The sequence below is a fragment of the Pseudoalteromonas sp. SD03 genome, from assembly GCF_040937955.1.
Taxonomy (GTDB): domain Bacteria; phylum Pseudomonadota; class Gammaproteobacteria; order Enterobacterales; family Alteromonadaceae; genus Pseudoalteromonas; species Pseudoalteromonas tetraodonis.
This window is the reverse complement of sequence record NZ_CP162514.1, coordinates 3187834-3205128: the sequence shown is the minus strand read 5'-3', so window position 1 is coordinate 3205128 and position 17295 is coordinate 3187834. Positions and strand designations below refer to the sequence as shown.

The following is a 17295-nucleotide window of genomic DNA, read 5'->3' as shown; positions in this document are numbered from 1 at the left end:
TATGTACTTCTTGAGGCTTTTTTTGAAAGTAAGCTAATACTTTTTTCAATTTAAAATTAGGATCAGGGAAGATGAAGATAACAAAAGTAACTATAAATAATTTTAGGTCAATCGAAAGTGCGGTTTTCGACTTTAACGATTTCAATGTCTTTGTAGGACAAAACAATGCCGGTAAGACAAATCTTTTTGAAGCTGTAGAGTGGTTCTTCAAAGGTTTACCAAAGGGTAAGTCTCTAATCGATTTATATCCCAACAGAAATACCTCTAAAGAAATTTCAGTTGAAATTGAGTTTGAAGGAGCTCAGCATGGTGCTGAGAATATGCGAAATGAGACCAACAAAACGAAAATTTTAAACGTTTTAGATGGTAGTAATACGCTTTCTGTAAAACGAACGAGCGGTGAGCCTAGTAAAAGAACGCTGACTATCAGGGGCGTGGAGCTAGCCAAAAACCCCGCCGGTTTTGATAAAGCTCTTAACGATTTCTTACCTAAGTTTGAATATATCCACACTAAACAATATTTTGATGAAGTAGCAAAGTATTCATCTAAAACTCCTGTAGGGATAATGCTTTCATCTGTTCTTGAAGAAATTCTTCAAGATGACCCCCAGTATCGAGCCTTTAGAAGCAAGTTTGACGAGCTATTCGATAATGAGGATTCAGCCGTGAAAGTAGAGTTTGACAAGCTCGGAAATAGTGTCAAAACGCACCTTGAAAAACAATTCGCAGAATGTACTAAGGTTAGTTTTGAGGTAACTAGCCCTGAATTTGACGATTTACTGAAAAACTTTCAAACTAGGGTCGATGATGGTGTTGAAACTTACGCCTCAGAAAAAGGCGACGGTATGCAACGAGCTTTGATGCTAGCAATAATTCAGGCTTATGCAGAGTATAGAAAAAATCGCGATGATGCAGGAAAGTCATTTCTTTTCTTTATAGATGAAGCTGAATTACATCTTCATCCAACAGCGCAGAGAAAGTTGAAAAATGTATTACTGGAGCTTTGTGAGGACCTAGACCAAGTTTTTATAAATACTCACTCCTCAGTATTTGTAGCAGACGAACATCCATCTCAAAAAATATTCAAAGTAGAAAAAGAAGACAGTATTACTAACTTTAAATCAGTAGACACTTTTGACAAACCATACGTAGTTTTTGAATTACTAGGGGGTAGCCCAGCAGATTTACTGTTGCCTCGTAACTTCGTCATTGTTGAAGGTCCCAGTGAAGTCGAACTTTTAACTAGAGTTATTCGTCGCTTCTACTCGGATAAGCCAACTATTCAAATTATTTCCGCTGAAGGTGATACTCACCAAGCAAAACGCTCAATTAATGCGATTAAGAAAGCTTTCAAACCTTTAGAGAAATCGATCTTTGAAGAGAAAATGGTAATACTATGTGATGCCCCAACAGACAAAGCAAAGGCAGGATTTGACGATTTTATAAAAAGTTTCAAAGCCTTTAACGATAGAGGTCAAATACAGGTTTTAGAGTATGGCTCTCTTGAGGAGTGCTACCCAGCTTATGAAGACTGGAAGCGCTCGGAAGAGCAAGTATCAGAAATGAATGGCAAGAAAAAAACGAAGCTTGCAAAGCGTGTAGGTGATGAAATTACAAAAGAGCAATTCGAAACAGAAATGCCGATAATATTTAAAACTCTCTTAAGTGCTTGGGAACTGTCGTACTAAATGCTCTGTTATAAAATCTGGTGGCGCCAATGGCACACCAGGTTTATACGTCGAAAAACAGTTTTAAGCTTCTTCTTGATTGTCCATTTCATCAATATACTCAAAAGCAAATTCTAGATATAAAATAATATTTAAAAATTCAACCTCTCCAAATAGGTAACAATATTTTACACCTCCTACTTATTCGATTGCCTTTTCAGAAAATATTTCGATAAAACTGTTACCACTCAAAAAGTCTTTAAATATAAGGTGGTAACGATTTTCTATTTTTCGTAAGCGACATTATTTTCACGCCACCTGCGGTATCTAAGTTGCTTGCAAAAATTGTTACGTTAGGCAAAGAAAAAATTGGTAGCGTGTACGATCCAACTTGTGGTTCTGGTTCCTTGCTTTTAAAAGTCATAAATGAATATAAAGATCAAGAGTCTTATAAAGACATAAAAGTATACGGGCAAGAATCAAATCCGACTACATATAACTTAGCTCGTATGAATATGATTTTACACGGTATGCATTACCGTAACTTTGATATTCAACAAGACGATACTCTTGAACAGCCACAGCACCTTGAGAAGCGCTTTGAAGCAGTAGTGGCAAACCCTCCATTTTCAGCTGATTGGAGTGCTTCAGCAGGCTTTTTAACAGATGAACGCTTTCAAGATTACGGTAAATTAGCACCTAAAAGTAAGGCTGATTTTGCCTTTGTTCAGCACATGGTTCATCAGCTCGATGAAAATGGCACTATGGCAGTTGTATTGCCGCACGGTGTGTTATTTCGTGGTGCTGCTGAAGGTCATATTCGTAAACATCTGATTAAAGATAAAAATTACCTAGATGCAGTAATAGGGCTACCAGTTAATATATTCTACGGCACACCCATTCCAACATGTATTTTAGTACTTAAAAAGAACCGACAGCACAGCGATAATATATTATTTATAGATGCCAGCAAAAACTATGGAAAAGCAAGTAATCAAAACTATTTACGTAGTGAAGATCTAGAAGCAATTTTATCAGCAGTTGATAGCCGTCAAGCCCAAGATAAATTTGCTTATGTTGCACCAATTCAAAAGACTTCAAATTACGAAACAATTGAGAAACATGATTTCAATCTCAATATTCCTAGATATGTAGACACTTTTGAAGAAGAAGAAGATATCAATCTAGCAAGTTTATTAACGGACATAGAAAACGTAAATGTTGAACTTGACTCTATAGACTCTAAATTAGAGGTGTTTTATAAGGAACTAGGCATCAAGGGAGTTAGATAATGAGTTTGTCATTAAAACCACCATTAAGATTTGTTGAGTTTGACTCTAGTTGGGAAAAATATAATTTATCTGATTTAGGTGAGTTTAAAAACGGAGTTAATAAAACTGCTGAAGATTTTGGGCATGGCATGCCATTTGTTAACTTAATGGATGTTTTTGGTCAAAACTCTATAGGCTTGCCAGAACTTGATCTGGTCAATTCAACAGAAAAAGAACGAGGACTCTACTCCCTCAAAAAAGGGGATACCTTATTCATACGCTCTTCAGTTAAGAGGCAAGGTGTTGGTGAAACAGCAGTTTGTGAGCATGATATTGAAGATGCTGTCTATAGTGGATTTCTTATTCGCTTTCGCAGCAATGACAATATTGAACATGGATTTAAACGTTTTTGTTTTTGGACTCCAAAATTTAGAAATTCATTGCTAAGAATGAGTACTACGAGTGCAAATACTAATATCAACCAAGAGTCATTATCTAAATTAAAGCTTGCATTGCCAACAATTGAAGAGCAACAAAAAATTGCAGACTTCCTTTCTTCAATAGATAGAAAAAGTAGTCTTCTAAAAGAAAAACATATCTTGTTAGCTCAATACAAAAAAGGTGTAATGCAACAGCTATTCAAGCAAGAAATTCGCTTTAAAGATGAAAGCGGTAAAGCCTTCCCTGATTGGCAAGAAAAAACAATGAACCAAGTGCTTAGTCCTGAAGTTAGGGAGATACCAAAGCCTAGTAAGAAATATTTAGCGTTAGGGATTAGAAGCCATATGAAAGGTACTTTTCAAAAGCCTGACTCTGATCCTGAAGCCATTGTGATGGAAAAGTTATTTGTTGTCCGTCCAAATGACTTGGTTGTTAATATCACTTTCGCTTGGGAAGGGGCGATTGCTATTGCCAAAACTGAAGATGATGGAGGTCTTGTATCTCACCGTTTCCCGACATATACCTTTAAAAAGAATGAAGCAACACATCGATATTTCAAACACATTATTCAGTTGAAGCGCTTTAAATACATGTTGGATTTGATTTCCCCCGGTGGTGCTGGTCGAAACAGGGTGTTAAGTAAGTCAGAGTTCTTAAAACTTAAGTGGGAATTACCTTCGGTTAAAGAGCAAGAAAAAATAGCTGATTTTCTGGATACTTTAGATAACAAGCTTCAAGCAATAAATGAGCAAATAGAGCTAACTCAAACCTTTAAGAAAGGTTTGTTACTACAGATGTTTGTCTAGGAAGAAATTGATTATGCCTATAAGAAAAGGAAGTTAATATGGCCTATCAGTCAGAACAACAATTAGAAGATAACTTAGTTGCTCAGCTTGCTAAAAAGGTTGATGGTAAGCAGCAATTTGAAAAGGTCAGTATCACCGATATTAACTCACTTAGAGCGAACTTAAAGAAGCAGCTTTCAAAGCTTAATGGCTTTGAAATAAGTGAAAATGAACTGAAGCAGATTCGTAATGCTTTAGCTAAAGGTAATGTGTTTGATAAAGCGAAAATACTGCGTGATAGGCTGCAAATAAATAAAGACGATGGCACCGCAGGTTACATTCGTTTTATTGATGACGATGTTAGTAAAAACCATTTTCAGGTAACGCAACAAGTTACCGTAGAAGGCCGTTATAAAAACCGCTATGACGTAACCATTTTGGTTAACGGTTTACCGCTTGTTCAAATAGAATTGAAGCGCCGTGGCTTAGAGCTTAAAGAAGCGTTTAATCAAATCAATCGTTATCAGCGCCATTCTTATTGGGCTGAGGATGCCTTGTTCCAATATGTACAAGTGTTTGTTATCTCCAATGGCGTAAATACCAAATATTACGCTAATAATCGCAAGCAAAGCTTTAAACAAACCTTCTTTTGGGCAAAAGAAAATAACGATCGTTATACCGAGTTAGACCAATTCGCTAAGGTGTTTTTAACGCCTAAGCACTTAATCGATATGATCACTAAATACGTGGTACTGAACGAAACAGACCGCATATTAATGGTGATGCGCCCATATCAAATATACGCCACCGAAGCGATTATTGACCGAGTAGCTGAACGTGAAGCCCTAAAAGCCAGTAATCAATCAATAAAAAAACAAAATGGTTATATTTGGCATACTACTGGCTCTGGTAAAACGCTTACCTCATTTAAAACTGCCCAGTTACTTACGGGTAATAGCACCATTCATAAAGTAGTGTTTGTGGTTGACCGAAAAGACTTGGATTATCAAACAGCCAAGGAATTTAATAGTTTCATCAAAGGCTGTGTAGACGGTACAGACAAAACCAAAGTGTTAGTTGACCAGTTTACCGGTAAAGATGTTTATTATCTTGAGAAAGGCGGTGAGAAGCAGTTATCAACTAAAGCTAAAGGTGGCAAGGTTAATACTCGCCGCAATGAAAAACTGATTGTAACCACCATCCAGAAGCTTAATAACGCCATTAGTAATAAACGTTATTCAAGCCGAATGGAGCCGATAAAAGACAAAAACGTGATATTTATTTTTGATGAATGTCACCGTAGTCAGTTTGGGGATACTCACCAGCGAATTAGTCAGTTTTTTACTAATCATCAAATGTTTGGTTTTACTGGAACGCCTATTTTTGCTGAAAATGCGGTGTCTAAGTTTTCTCGTAAATACACTACCAGTGACTTATTCCACAAGCCACTACACAAATACACTATTGTTGATGCGATTAAAGACGAAAACGTACTTAAATTTAACGTTGAGTATGTTGGCCGTTACAAGAAAAAAGACAGCGCCAATGAAGTTGATATAGACGTTGAAGGTATCGACACCAAAGAGCTAATGGAATCTGACGTTAGATTAGAAAAAATTACCGATTACATTATTGCTCAGCATAATCGTAAAACTCATAGCAAAGCCTTTACCGGCATGTTTTGTGTTTCAAGCGTGCCTGCATTAATTAAGTATTACGAGCTATTTGCACAGAAAAAAGCGGAAGGTAAACATAACCTTAAAATAGCCACTATTTTTTCGTATGCCGCTAACGAAGAAGACCCAGATGCTGATGGCTTAGACGAAGTTGTATTGGATAAAGTTGCAGAGCCTAAAGCCCAGTATGAAGGTATAGCCAGCCATAGTCGAGACAGACTAGAAGAGTTTATTGGCGACTACAACAAAATGTTTGGCAGTAGTTATACTACTAGAGATAGTGAGTCTTACTACAATTACTACAATGATATTTCGAAGAAAGTTCGTGAGCGAAAAGTTGATATTTTGCTTGTGGTAAATATGTTTTTAACAGGGTTTGATAGTAAAACCTTGAATACCCTCTATGTTGATAAGAACCTTAGGTATCACGGGCTAATTCAAGCCTATTCACGCACCAATCGCATTTTAAACGAGCAAAAGTCGCAAGGTAACATCATTAGCTTCCGTAACCTGAAAAAGCGCACAGATGATGCCTTAGCGCTGTTTTCAAACAAGGATGCTAAAGATACGGTGATCATGCCGCCGTATGAAGAATTCATTAAAATGTTTAATCAAGCGTTAGACCAAATGCAAACCATTGCACCTGATACGGCGAGTGTTGATAGCCTTGAAGATGAAAACGCAGAACTTGAGTTTATTAAAGCGTTCAGGGAGTTAATGCGTTTACGCAATGTGCTTTCAACGTTTGCTGACTTTAAATTTGATGATGTTTTTATTCAAGAACAAGAATATGAAGACTATAAAAGTAAGTACTTAGATTTATACGACAAGGTTAAAACCAATACCGCCCCTGAAAAAGAGTCTATATTAGAAGAGATTGACTTTGAACTTGAACTGTTAGCGATGGATGAAGTGAATGTTGCTTACATCTTAAAGCTACTTAGCAAACTTAAACAATCTGACTCTGATGAAGAGTACCAGCAGCAGTATAAAGCACTAATGCAAACCATTGGTGGTGATCCTGAACTGCGGAGTAAGCAAGAGCTGATTGATAAATTCATTCAAGAAAACCTGCCAAATGTACAATCAGCCGAAGAAGTTGATGATGCCTTTGCCGCCTATTGGGAAGTTGAAAAAGAAAAAGCCACCCAAGTAATGGCTGAAGAAGAACACTTGATATCTGAAAATGTAAAAGAGCTTGTTGAACGCATGATATTCAGCAACCAAGAACCATTGCGTGAAGACATAGTAGCAACAATGGAAAAGCCCCCAAGCGTGCTGCAACGCAAGAAAGTAATACCAAGGCTAGCTGAGAAGCTAAAAGGCTTTGTTAATACGTTTTATGGTGGTATGTGATGGAGTTAATAGCTGACGGACAATTTAAACTCGTTTATTTATGGGTTGAAGAATATAAAAACATTATAGATAAAAGCCTGCACTTCTCACTAAATTATGATGTTAAAAGAAATGATAAAGAAATAAGCATTGAGCGTACTGATTTTTTTCAATACAGTACTCAATTAAAAAATCCTGTTAGGCATTTAGATTTTTTTACTGCCCTAATAGGTAAAAATGGTACGGGTAAGTCAAACTTAATCGAATTAATTAGTTATATCTATACGACAGGTTTTTTTCCAAAAGAAATGGGTCAGGTAGGTGCAAATAGTTTTTGTATTTTAGAACAAATGACTAATCAAGGAAGCCAATTTTACTTATTATCACCCAGTTATACGAGCTATTCCCTTAAAAATAATGGAATACAGGATCTGGCTTTTATACCCCGAGAGCTGGCAAAGTCTTTTGGTCAAACTGTTCTATATCATCCACTGAGTGATGTTGCCGCTGGTACGTCATCTTCTACAGGTCTAACAAGCTTAAAAATATCTTCAAACCCTTTTAAAAAGCTTATTACAGGTGTAAGTGACAGTGAACTTGCCAAAAGATTTTCTGATAGTGCAAAAGATATGACAGATATCTCAAAGCTTGCATATATTTCAGAAAATCAGTTTTCACGATTGTTATTTCTTTATAGTGATTTTAAAGAAAATATTACCGAAAATGTTGATTTGCATTATGAGTTTGAAGGGTTCAGTAAAAACACTTCTTATGTGAAACTTTATAATGAATTTATTCTGTATATATCAAGGAAAAATGATTTAATAAAAGATGACTTTATTTTAATTTACTTATTCTTAATTTCAGTAAGTGCGGTTCAGTCTGATATAAAAAAGTCAATCGTTCCTCACTTAGATGGTTTGATGATTTGTTTAAAAATACTATTAACACGATTTAAGGTATTTCAGCCTTTCGAAAAAGATATCAATAAATATATTGAAAGACAGGGCTGGGATAAATTGGTCGATAAATTAAGCTTACATCTTAAGGGATTTGAGTTAAGTATAGATTCCTTTGAGGCTGGATTTAATGATGTACATGGATCCCATCTGTTTATTGAATTAGCCAATGTGGACGATGGTAATGGAATAGACTTCATTTGTGGAACTGGTTGGGTCGATTTACCTAATTTGAAACGAGCATTTCAGGCCCCTGGGCTACCTATAAAAATAGATGGATTGAGTTCGGGGGAAGTAACCGCAGTACATTTCTTTAATGAAATAAAACTAGCCCTTATTCAAGAGCCTAACAGCGTGGTTATATTGGATGAGCCCGAGAACTCCTTTCATCCTGAATGGCAAAGGTGTTTAGTTTATTTACTGAGCTCTCTTTTCCTTGAATTAAAGGTTGAGCCACAAGTAATTATTTCGTCACATAGCCCTTTTGTTTTATCTGACATTTTAGATGGAAAAGCTTTAGCTTTAGGGAATAATCGGAGTCTTAATGATAGTTTTGCAGCTAATATTCATGAAATGTTAGCTGATAGCTTCTTTTTAGAGAGCACGATTGGTGAAGCTGCTAAAATTGAAATAGAACGTTTAGTTGGTTTTATTAACGATCATAAGTCTGAATCTTTTTTACCTGATGCATCATTTGAAGATAAACTTTTAGGTGCGGAATTATTGGTTTCACATATTGGTGATAGGTTATTAAGGAAAGAATTAAAAAAACGGTTAGTTTCTTTTAGTCAGAAAAGTAATGTTGATTCTGCAATGATCACTAAATTAGTCAGATACAGTCAGTCAAACCCTGATTTAAAAAACAAATTAGAAGATTTGCAGGCTCTTTTCATAGTGGATGAGGAATAAATGTTTTCTATTACCTTTAGAGCTTCAGAAAATGTAAACAGAAAACATTTTGATTGGTGTATAGAGCAGTTAGATATATTCTCTGAGGGAAACCCTTTACCTGACAATCAATATATGGCTTGGTTATTTACCAAAGGTAATCGTCTGTTTTTAAGTTCTCCACCACAACAACTTGAGATGTTAGTTGAGTTAACTGATTTAATGAAACAACAGGTTCCAGTCGTTTTCCACTCTTTGTTTCATGATGCATTTTACTTTTGGAAAACAGTTAAAAAAAGTGGAACAATAAAGAAGGTGTCTTTATTATTTAAGAGCTCTGCTATAAATCAGCTAACAAGTTTTATTAGTAAAAATAAGAGAGTTGAGGTTAATAGAGATGCTCTATCTGAAAAACTAGAAGAGCTGGGGCTGCTGGATTTTTACCTAATTAATGGTGAATTGAATTACAGTTTGCTACGTAAGCACTTCGTTGCCGATGGTCCAGCTGCTCACCGAGCTAATCCCAGAATGGAGTTAGATCTTGCTTGTATAGGAATAGACATCGAGTTTAAAACATTTCTATATTTTTGTATGGATAAGTTTAAATATGACAAGCTTATTGGAAGTTTTGATGGTTGGGGAGCCTATGAAATTACTAAAAGTACAGAGAATACGCTCTGTCCTTATTGCAATCGTAATTATACACACACTGTTTTTGAGGGTAATGAATTTAAAGGTCGCCCTGAGTTAGATCATTTTTTACCTAAGTCTATATTTCCTTTTTTTGCTGTATCTCTATTTAATTTAATCCCTGTTTGTCATAGCTGTAATCATAGTAAGTCGGATGAAAGTGTACTTGATTTGGAGCAAGGAATATTGGATTTTAGTTTACTGCATCCGCACATACCTGAAGATAATGTAGAACATATTACGATATTCGAATCAGTACAACCCGGTGATTTAACCGATTATTTCATGAGTAATGATTCAACAATGTATCAAAAAATTAAATTAACTGATTCAGCATTGCAAAATAAAAAAATCAAAAACTCTTTAGCTTTATATAAGTTAGCAAGATTTCAACATCCATCCCCAAATATGCAAGGCTATTACGCAAAACATTCCAGAGACATTGAGCGAACTTTAGATTTGGTAAAGTATTATCCTCAAAGTGCAATTGAGTCGATTGCTAACTTAATTGAAGATGATACGGAGCAGCTTCAAAAAGAATTGATAAAAGCGATAGTTTCTAATTATCCAGAGCATCATGCCTTAGGTAAACTAAAGCAAGATTTATTGACTGATATTATAGATAGTTGGATTATTGAGGATTAAATATAGCCTAAAGGTTAATTTCTTAGTATCTACAAAACCAAACCCAGCTTATTACAATGCAAAAGAGTACTGCCTATTATTACCGATTAATTTAAACGTTTTGTAGATAAGCTTATGACAGGGTTTTAAAGGGCTGTAGTCGTGTTTTGTGTAAACCGTCAACGGTTGACGGCTTGTTAAGAATGTATAAGTGAGGACGCTGACAACTCGCTATGCACTTAGTGATGCAATGCTATGAAGGATGACTTCGCAGACGAACTCGAAACTAAACCTAGCTTATTACAACGCAAAAAAGTACTGCTCATTATTACCGATAAATTTAAACGTTTTTTAGATACGTTTATAACAGGGTTTTAAAGGGCTGTAGTCGTGCTTTATGTAAACCGTCAACTGTTGACGGCTTATTAATAACGTATAAAAGAGGACGTTGCACTCATGGTTTCCGAACGTATTTGGAGTTGAGTTTACAAAGACTTATTTAGATGATGAGCATGCGCGCTTTAGAAGAGGTTCAAGGTTCAAACTAGGTAAACCATGGACTAAGAGAGACTCTTTTCCAGTGATGCCAACTAGAATACTTTCAAAAGTAGTTGTTTATGATAGTTAGTTAAATAATTTTAATATGGATTTAGGTAATCAAAACGTCGATAAATATCCGTCACTTACTCTACGAGAGCTGGGATAAAAGATGTTAACGGAATGACATTTGTTAAGCTTAATAATAAATGGCAGATGATTTTTTCTTCACAAGTTGTAGGCGTGTGAGTTGGCGCACAGGAAGTGGAAGGGTATGAGTTATTACCTAGAAACTCATATTTTATTTTTTGGGAAAATGAGGAAATAGCTCTTAAGTACTCTCTATGAGTTATTTTTCTTAATTTAGGTGAGTTAACTTGAATTTAAACTGCCATATTCAATTAAATATGACAGCTGCATATCTTCTAAAAGCTGTCCTTAGTAGCTATAGTTACAATAATTATTAGGCTCTGAGGTGTTAGTCCATGAATAAAGATCACAATGCAAATGGTATATTAAAATCGGTTAAAGTGATCGATGCGATTGATGATGAAATACCTTTTTCATCAGTAATTGAAGAAGACGACGAGTTGATTGAGCTGATTCGAGAGCGAGAGCATGAAAAAGAAATCGAAATTGACATAGATGATTTGTAAAGAATTAACCTAACTCTTTATTTCTTGCTCATTGCTAAGCTATTCGTTAAAACTGTAAGATTAAATATGAGTAGTACAAGTTAGTTTATTAAGTCAGTTTGAGCGATAAAGTATAACTAGCCGCCAGTTTAGTGTTTTAATCTGTCAATAAGGTCAATGACTATGCTTGCTGTCTATTTCTATTATTTAGGTTGTACTTATGAATGGCGTAAGCACTCAAATGCTGCTCTATGATTGCAAGTACTTCTTCATCGTCCATGTTATTAGCTGGTGATCCTTCTAAGTATGGTAAATTATTGGCCTTATGTAGTGGTCTATTAATTCACTTTCAAGTCTAGATAAGCTTTTTTCAACTTGAGAGTCAGTTAGAGTATCAAGTATTCCTTCTACTTTTCTAGGGATTATTAAGCTAATCTTGATAGGCGATCTTACTTTTAATGTATTGTGGTATTTAATTTTTTCTAGTGCTGGAACAATGTCTTTGTTAGTAGTTACGAAAACAGCTTGTTCTATAAATAAGTCAGTAATTGCATCATAGACGGCTTCGAGTGCTACATTTATATCACTTTGCTTTTCCTTCATTTTTCATATTTTTACACGTTCAGACTCGCTAAGTTCTTTTTCTTTACCTAGGTTATCCTTTTCAACTATAGGAAATTTGGTCTTATCGATGGCATAGCTACTTTTGATGGTTTTTAGCTTAGAACCACAATAATTGTGTAAGGCAAGATGGTAAGAAAGTTGTTCGTTAAGTGAGCTTTACCAGATGCAGCCCTTTGGGATATTTCTGCGGTAAAAAATTTTACAGCTAGACCATCAAAAAAAGACGCACTCACTCCGCAACGCTTTAAAAGCCATTCAGACAAAGAAACAGGGTTTAACCATATAAAAGGACCACCCTTAAGGCAGTCAAAATAAAGATTGTATCCGTCAATATAAATTCTTGTGTTCACGTTTTAGTAGCCCAGAAATGAAAAAACCGACGCTAAGGTCGGTTAGAACGCCCAACTCCAGAGGTCTGTGTATCGTCTGCGTGGAAGAAGGGTAAGTTGTTGACTGGACATTACAACAAGAGATAATAACAATCAATGATCATGTAAAGTTAATTTTAGTACAGTAATCACTATATATCTATTAACCAAAAGCTAGCTATATAACTGATGTATAAGCACACAACTTACTTGTTAGTCATTGAAAATTAGTTATTATCTTACCCTCAAAAGTCACCCGTCAACCGTTGACGGGTGACTACCAATTAAACTTAAAGCCTTTATTAATAAGTAAGAATTGCTTTCTTGCTTCACTCATATGCTGGTGGAAGTACGGTGCTTTTACTATCTTCGTGTGGATATGAAAATGGAGATGTTGACTATCAGTATCTTTGTAATATGCATCAAGTGCCGATTGGATAATGATAAAGCTATCCACGCCATAGTACTCAAGAACCCGATATTTAAAGCATTCTAATGCAACTCTGTGTTGCGCTATTAATGCGTTTAACTCGCTGCTATCTGTATTGTTTAGTTTAACCATATCGAACAACTGGAGGTATGCATCGATAGAGTATTCATTTAACTCTGGATCATAGCCTTGTATGACGTTCCAACCAGCTCCATTTTTGATAGGGTTAGTTCGTACGGCAAGTTTGCCTTCAGCTGTTTTTGCACCTGTAGAGCGACCACCATGCAATTTACATCGACCATTACGCTTGTTGCCTAAGCGTTTACAGGGACTACCTGAACGTGTTTTAGCGCCGCACTTGGGTAAACTGTTTAAATTAAACTTACTCATTTTTGCCTTTTTATGATCGATCATGTTCGGTTAACCTTCGGTTCAAGGGGTTTGTTTTTTGAAAATTTATTTTCTTTAAAGTTTCTAAAAATTAAAGTTTTATGTGTTTATCACCATGGCGGGGTTATATAAATCAATTGCTTATATAGTTTTGGTGCCATTCAATGCGATCACTTTATGAAGTTTTTTGCTGTAAATTCACATAGGGTGATCGATCACTTTGCGTATATATACTTCGGTGCATAGAGTGCTGAACGGATAGGTGATCGCTACTAGCTTGATTAAGGTGATCGTTGCACATTAATAAGTGATGAAGTTTAGGTCGTTTTAGCTGTGTAATGCTTATACCTGATAGTCTTTTTAGTAACTTGATACCACCAGCCTCTGAGTTATCTGGGTTTATTAGAGCCGCTTCTTTATTTTGCTGGTATGTAATAGCTGGATTTACGAGCAGCATATCGTTAAAGCGTCTATCAACGTGCTCTGTTGAGTATTCAAGTTTACTAAATAAGTAGCTATGACCCTTAATGTTAGCTTCTTTTGTGGCACGTTTAGTAAAATAACTTAAGCGGTATAGAGCCGGTTCTATACTGAATTTATTACCCCTGTGCATTAGGTAGTATGGATGTTTAACGAATGAAGCCGAGCCTAACCCTTCAGACTCCCAAGCATGCTTTAATTGATAGGTGAGCTTGCTACTATGCTTTATTTTGTGGCCACTCAATAACACAGCTAAATGATAATGATGATTTGAAGATGTATTTCTCTCTCTAGTGCATATGTAACTTACTTTGCAGTTATATTGTTTTGTAAGTACCGACAACTGTTTTTTAATAAACTTTAAGAACATCTGATTATTAATAGAATAAGACTGAGTACTTAAATCTATTCTTGCTACTAAAACTTTAGAATAATGGGAAAGCATACATTCACAGTGCTGAAAGACTTTAGTTAATGCTTTTAAATTTTGCCCTTTAGTTTTTGGTTTAAATACTCGGTAGCTATGATTTTTGTATATGAATTCTAACGAGTTAGTTGCTGTTATTTTAAAGGTCATTGTCATATCTATTTAGTTTAGTTATTAATAGGTATCTTTCTTATATTATTTAATATCCGCTGCGAGGAGATAAGCGCTCTATCAGTAAAAGCTCTTTAAATATAATAAGTAAGATGTATTTATTGATTGTGACTAAGCGTATTTTTACTGATCAATTTGCTTCAAAGTGCGTCATCAGTAGGCAAAAAAAAGCAGATTATTTACCTGCTTTTGGGGTTCTTATTAGCTAGCCAATTCTTATAATCTTGAAAGTGCCACATATAGCGCCCGTTAATTACATGAGCTGGTGGGGGGAAGTGGCCTGCCTTTACCCACCTTCCAAGTGTTGACCTGCTGATGTTAAGAAGCTTTTGCAACTCAGGCTTCTTTATCATCCGAGCATCGTCAATATACATAGCAAGATCTGGTAGGGTGTTATTGTTCATAAAGTGGAGCTCATGTTTATAACTTCACGAGATTGAACAAACTCTTGAAGCTCGCTTAAAAGCCAGCAAACTCTATCGCTATCGGCATGCAATTTACGACGTTTAGGAAATAAGCCCTTTTTCTCTAGATTCCATGCACTGGTCCGTGAAACTGATGTGATTTTTACACGCTCAGCTTCTCTTACGAGACGATCAGTAAATTGCGTTGTTGGTTTAGTTAGTTTGTTCATATATGTATTCTCCGGTTCATCGTTGTTGATGGGAGAATTTTGATGGAATATTGATTTGATAAAACCCTATGTGCTAAGCATAGGGCTTTTTTTTTGATGTTAGTTATTGAAATTTATAATTAAATTATTTTTAATTTTTTCTTTATTTTCGTTGGTTTATACTCTGACTTAAGAACTTCCACCAGCTTATTTACTGATGGCTGCCGTAATGAAGAGCTTTTTTGTATATGCTTTATTTGACGCCTTACAAATTGCTCTTTAATTTCATTGTTACTAAAAGTGCTGAAACACTCTAATGCTTTGTTAGTGAGGTTAAATTGATAAAGTAATTGAAAGATTGCAGCCGTCGCACTTTCCTTACTGAATTTGCCTATACTATTATTTTCATAAAGAAATGAGGCCATTTCCTTAATTATATCTCTTAAAGGAGTAATTTTTTCCGTTTTAGTTTTACCACCTTTTTGAGGATCAAGGACATTCTTTTGAAACCCCTTATTAGCATGTCTTTCCAAGTTAACTCTCATATCATGGGCGCCAGTATGGTAACCAATAAGAAGAGCACTGGTTAATGCATCACTAAATTGCTTTTCTTTTGAGGTATAGGATGCCGTTAGTGTTTTCGCCATAATTTTTAGTTCGTTATCTACCTCTTTAAGCATAGATTGCTCATTGTCGGGAAATAACTCTTTATTAACTTTTAGCTTTTTAACTCTATGGCCTAATAAATTAAGGAGTTCAATACCAGAGAAGAAAGACTCTAATGCCGTTTTCAATTTATTATCTTGTTTTAGAGTATCGCTGTTTAATCTATCAAGCAGCATTTCAGGTAATACCATCTTCTTAAGGTTTTCAAATTGTTGCTTAGCTTCATTACTTGTTACACCAGTAATAGATATTATTTTTGATTTAGCCATTTTGGATTTCTTAACTATTTTTGTGTTAACGGGATTAAAAGTTCAGCTAGTGCTGTTAGTGCTTTTTGGCGCTCGTCGAAGTAGTCATATCGGTTATAAACCCCTTCTACACCTTTAATTTTGTGATTTAAGCAGCGCTCAGCTATATTGTCTGGAACACCCAGCTGAGCAAGTAGACTACGGCATGAGCGTCTTAGGTCGTGAATTACAAAGTATTCAATACCTTTATTACCTAAGATGTTTGGGTATGGTTTTTTATTGCCATCGACTTTTTTACCAAATATTTTAGCCAAAGCATGGTTGAGGGTATCATCGGAGATATAAGCTCTTCTTTTACTTGCTCGCCTCGAAGGGAATAAATAATCAGATCCGCAAGAACGTACTTTTAGCTCTTCAAATAATGGTAGTAATGCAGATGCTATAGGTATTTTTATAGCTACACTTGTCTTACTTCTTGATTCAGGCAAAGACCAACTATTTTTTGAGAAATCAAACTCACTCCATTTTGCAGCGATGAGCTCACCTTTTCTAACTCCTAAAGCAAGAAGTAAGATAGATGCTATGTAATTATCTCTTGTAAAAATATGGCTATTCTCTTCAAAAGAACTAAATATAATTTTTATCTCTTCAGTGCTTAGTATTCGGCTGCGACTGTTACCCGCACCACCAGCGTCGGCTGCGTCAAAAGCTGCCGCAGGGTTTCTATCAGTGCAGTCTAGTTTTTGAGCGTGTTTAAATAGCTGCTTACATTGAAGTAAAACCTTGTTTGCGATGGAAGGCCGTCCACTATTTAAAATCTTATTTATTAAATCTTGTATATGTTTAGCATTTACATCCTCGATTCTTAATCGCCCTAATTCAGGCTTTATATCATTAGTGAAGTAACGTAAGGCTACATTAGGATGTTTAAGCTTTTTACTTGCTCCCTCGTACCAGTTATCAAATAAATCTGTAACAGTAATAATGGTTTTCTTATTGTTTTCTATGCGCTTTTGTAAAGGGTCTTTTCCTTGCTTTACCATTTGTAGAACATTATTGGCGAGCAGTTTTGCATCCGCCAATGACAGCTCAGGAAAGCGGCCTTCAGTTAGCGTCATAAATGATCGCTTTTTATTTATTGTGTATCTAACTTCCCATGCTCCACCAGTCCTTTCTTTATTGGGCTTTACATATAGTCCTGTAACAACACGTACTCTTACAGATGTTGTATTCTTAATGGCAGACTTTAGCTCTTTTTGGTTCATTCAATCACCGGAAAGTGGTTACTAGAAGTTTGATTAAGTGGTTACCAAAACGTTTAGTAACCGTTTTGGTAACCACTTGGATGCAAACAATAAGAAACTATTATG

Annotated in this window: 15 protein-coding genes; 8 read left to right on the top strand and 7 right to left on the bottom strand. The window is 35.6% G+C overall.

Annotation, left to right across the window (positions count from 1 at the left end; translation table 11 throughout):
* The first annotated feature begins 71 nt into the window (after window positions 1-71).
* From ABZP26_RS14925 to ABZP26_RS14890, 8 genes are all read left to right on the top strand, one after another.
* Window positions 72-1688, top strand: coding sequence for an ATP-dependent endonuclease (locus tag ABZP26_RS14925; RefSeq protein WP_368485115.1), 1617 nt, complete (start codon window positions 72-74; stop codon window positions 1686-1688).
* A gap of 281 nt (window positions 1689-1969) precedes the next feature.
* Window positions 1970-2959, top strand: a complete 990-nt coding sequence (locus ABZP26_RS14920) for a type I restriction-modification system subunit M (protein WP_368485624.1) — start codon at window positions 1970-1972, stop codon at window positions 2957-2959.
* A complete protein-coding gene (locus ABZP26_RS14915) occupies window positions 2959-4185 on the top strand; it encodes a restriction endonuclease subunit S (protein WP_128583648.1) in 1227 nt (408 codons plus the stop codon). Before ABZP26_RS14920 ends, ABZP26_RS14915 begins: the two co-directional genes overlap by 1 nt.
* A gap of 38 nt (window positions 4186-4223) precedes the next feature.
* Entirely contained in the window at window positions 4224-7196 is a 2973-nt protein-coding gene (locus tag ABZP26_RS14910) for a type I restriction endonuclease subunit R (RefSeq protein WP_128583647.1), read from the top strand.
* A complete protein-coding gene (locus ABZP26_RS14905; RefSeq protein WP_368485114.1) occupies window positions 7196-9043 on the top strand; it encodes an AAA family ATPase in 1848 nt (615 codons plus the stop codon). The genes ABZP26_RS14910 and ABZP26_RS14905 overlap by 1 nt, the downstream gene beginning before the upstream one ends.
* On the top strand, window positions 9044-10357 hold the full coding sequence (locus tag ABZP26_RS14900) for an HNH endonuclease domain-containing protein (protein ID WP_128583645.1): 1314 nt from the start codon (window positions 9044-9046) through the stop codon (window positions 10355-10357).
* A 234-nt stretch (window positions 10358-10591) separates the two neighbouring features.
* Window positions 10592-10714 (top strand): hypothetical protein, encoded by a 123-nt coding sequence (locus ABZP26_RS14895; protein WP_368485113.1) that lies wholly within the window; start codon window positions 10592-10594, stop codon window positions 10712-10714.
* 644 nt (window positions 10715-11358) lie between these two features.
* Window positions 11359-11529 carry a hypothetical protein gene (locus ABZP26_RS14890; RefSeq protein ID WP_164907919.1) on the top strand — a complete coding sequence of 57 codons (171 nt, stop codon included), beginning with the start codon at window positions 11359-11361 and terminating at the stop codon, window positions 11527-11529.
* Between the two features lie 279 nt (window positions 11530-11808).
* Here the strand turns inward: ABZP26_RS14890 and ABZP26_RS14885 are convergent, their stop codons facing one another.
* The 7 genes from ABZP26_RS14885 to ABZP26_RS14855 all read right to left on the bottom strand — a co-directional run bounded on the left by ABZP26_RS14885 (window position 11809) and on the right by ABZP26_RS14855 (window position 17190).
* Window positions 11809-12111 (bottom strand): hypothetical protein, encoded by a 303-nt coding sequence (locus tag ABZP26_RS14885; RefSeq protein ID WP_208597488.1) that lies wholly within the window; start codon window positions 12109-12111, stop codon window positions 11809-11811.
* Window positions 12112-12777: 666 nt separating this feature from the next.
* The gene (locus ABZP26_RS14880; protein WP_128583666.1) at window positions 12778-13344 is read right to left on the bottom strand and encodes an HGGxSTG domain-containing protein; all 567 of its coding nucleotides are present in this window, start codon (window positions 13342-13344) and stop codon (window positions 12778-12780) included.
* 151 nt (window positions 13345-13495) lie between these two features.
* Window positions 13496-14377 (bottom strand): inovirus-type Gp2 protein, encoded by an 882-nt coding sequence (locus ABZP26_RS14875; RefSeq protein WP_368485112.1) that lies wholly within the window; start codon window positions 14375-14377, stop codon window positions 13496-13498.
* 200 nt (window positions 14378-14577) lie between these two features.
* Window positions 14578-14751: a helix-turn-helix domain-containing protein gene (locus ABZP26_RS14870; protein WP_354373803.1), complete on the bottom strand. Its 174-nt coding sequence runs from the start codon at window positions 14749-14751 to the stop codon at window positions 14578-14580.
* Window positions 14752-14798: 47 nt separating this feature from the next.
* Window positions 14799-15032, bottom strand: coding sequence for an AlpA family transcriptional regulator (locus ABZP26_RS14865; RefSeq protein ID WP_128583663.1), 234 nt, complete (start codon window positions 15030-15032; stop codon window positions 14799-14801).
* 119 nt (window positions 15033-15151) lie between these two features.
* Window positions 15152-15946: a hypothetical protein gene (locus ABZP26_RS14860; RefSeq protein WP_128583662.1), complete on the bottom strand. Its 795-nt coding sequence runs from the start codon at window positions 15944-15946 to the stop codon at window positions 15152-15154.
* A 14-nt stretch (window positions 15947-15960) separates the two neighbouring features.
* A complete protein-coding gene (locus tag ABZP26_RS14855; protein ID WP_128583661.1) occupies window positions 15961-17190 on the bottom strand; it encodes a site-specific integrase in 1230 nt (409 codons plus the stop codon).
* Between the last annotated feature and the right edge of the window lie 105 nt (window positions 17191-17295).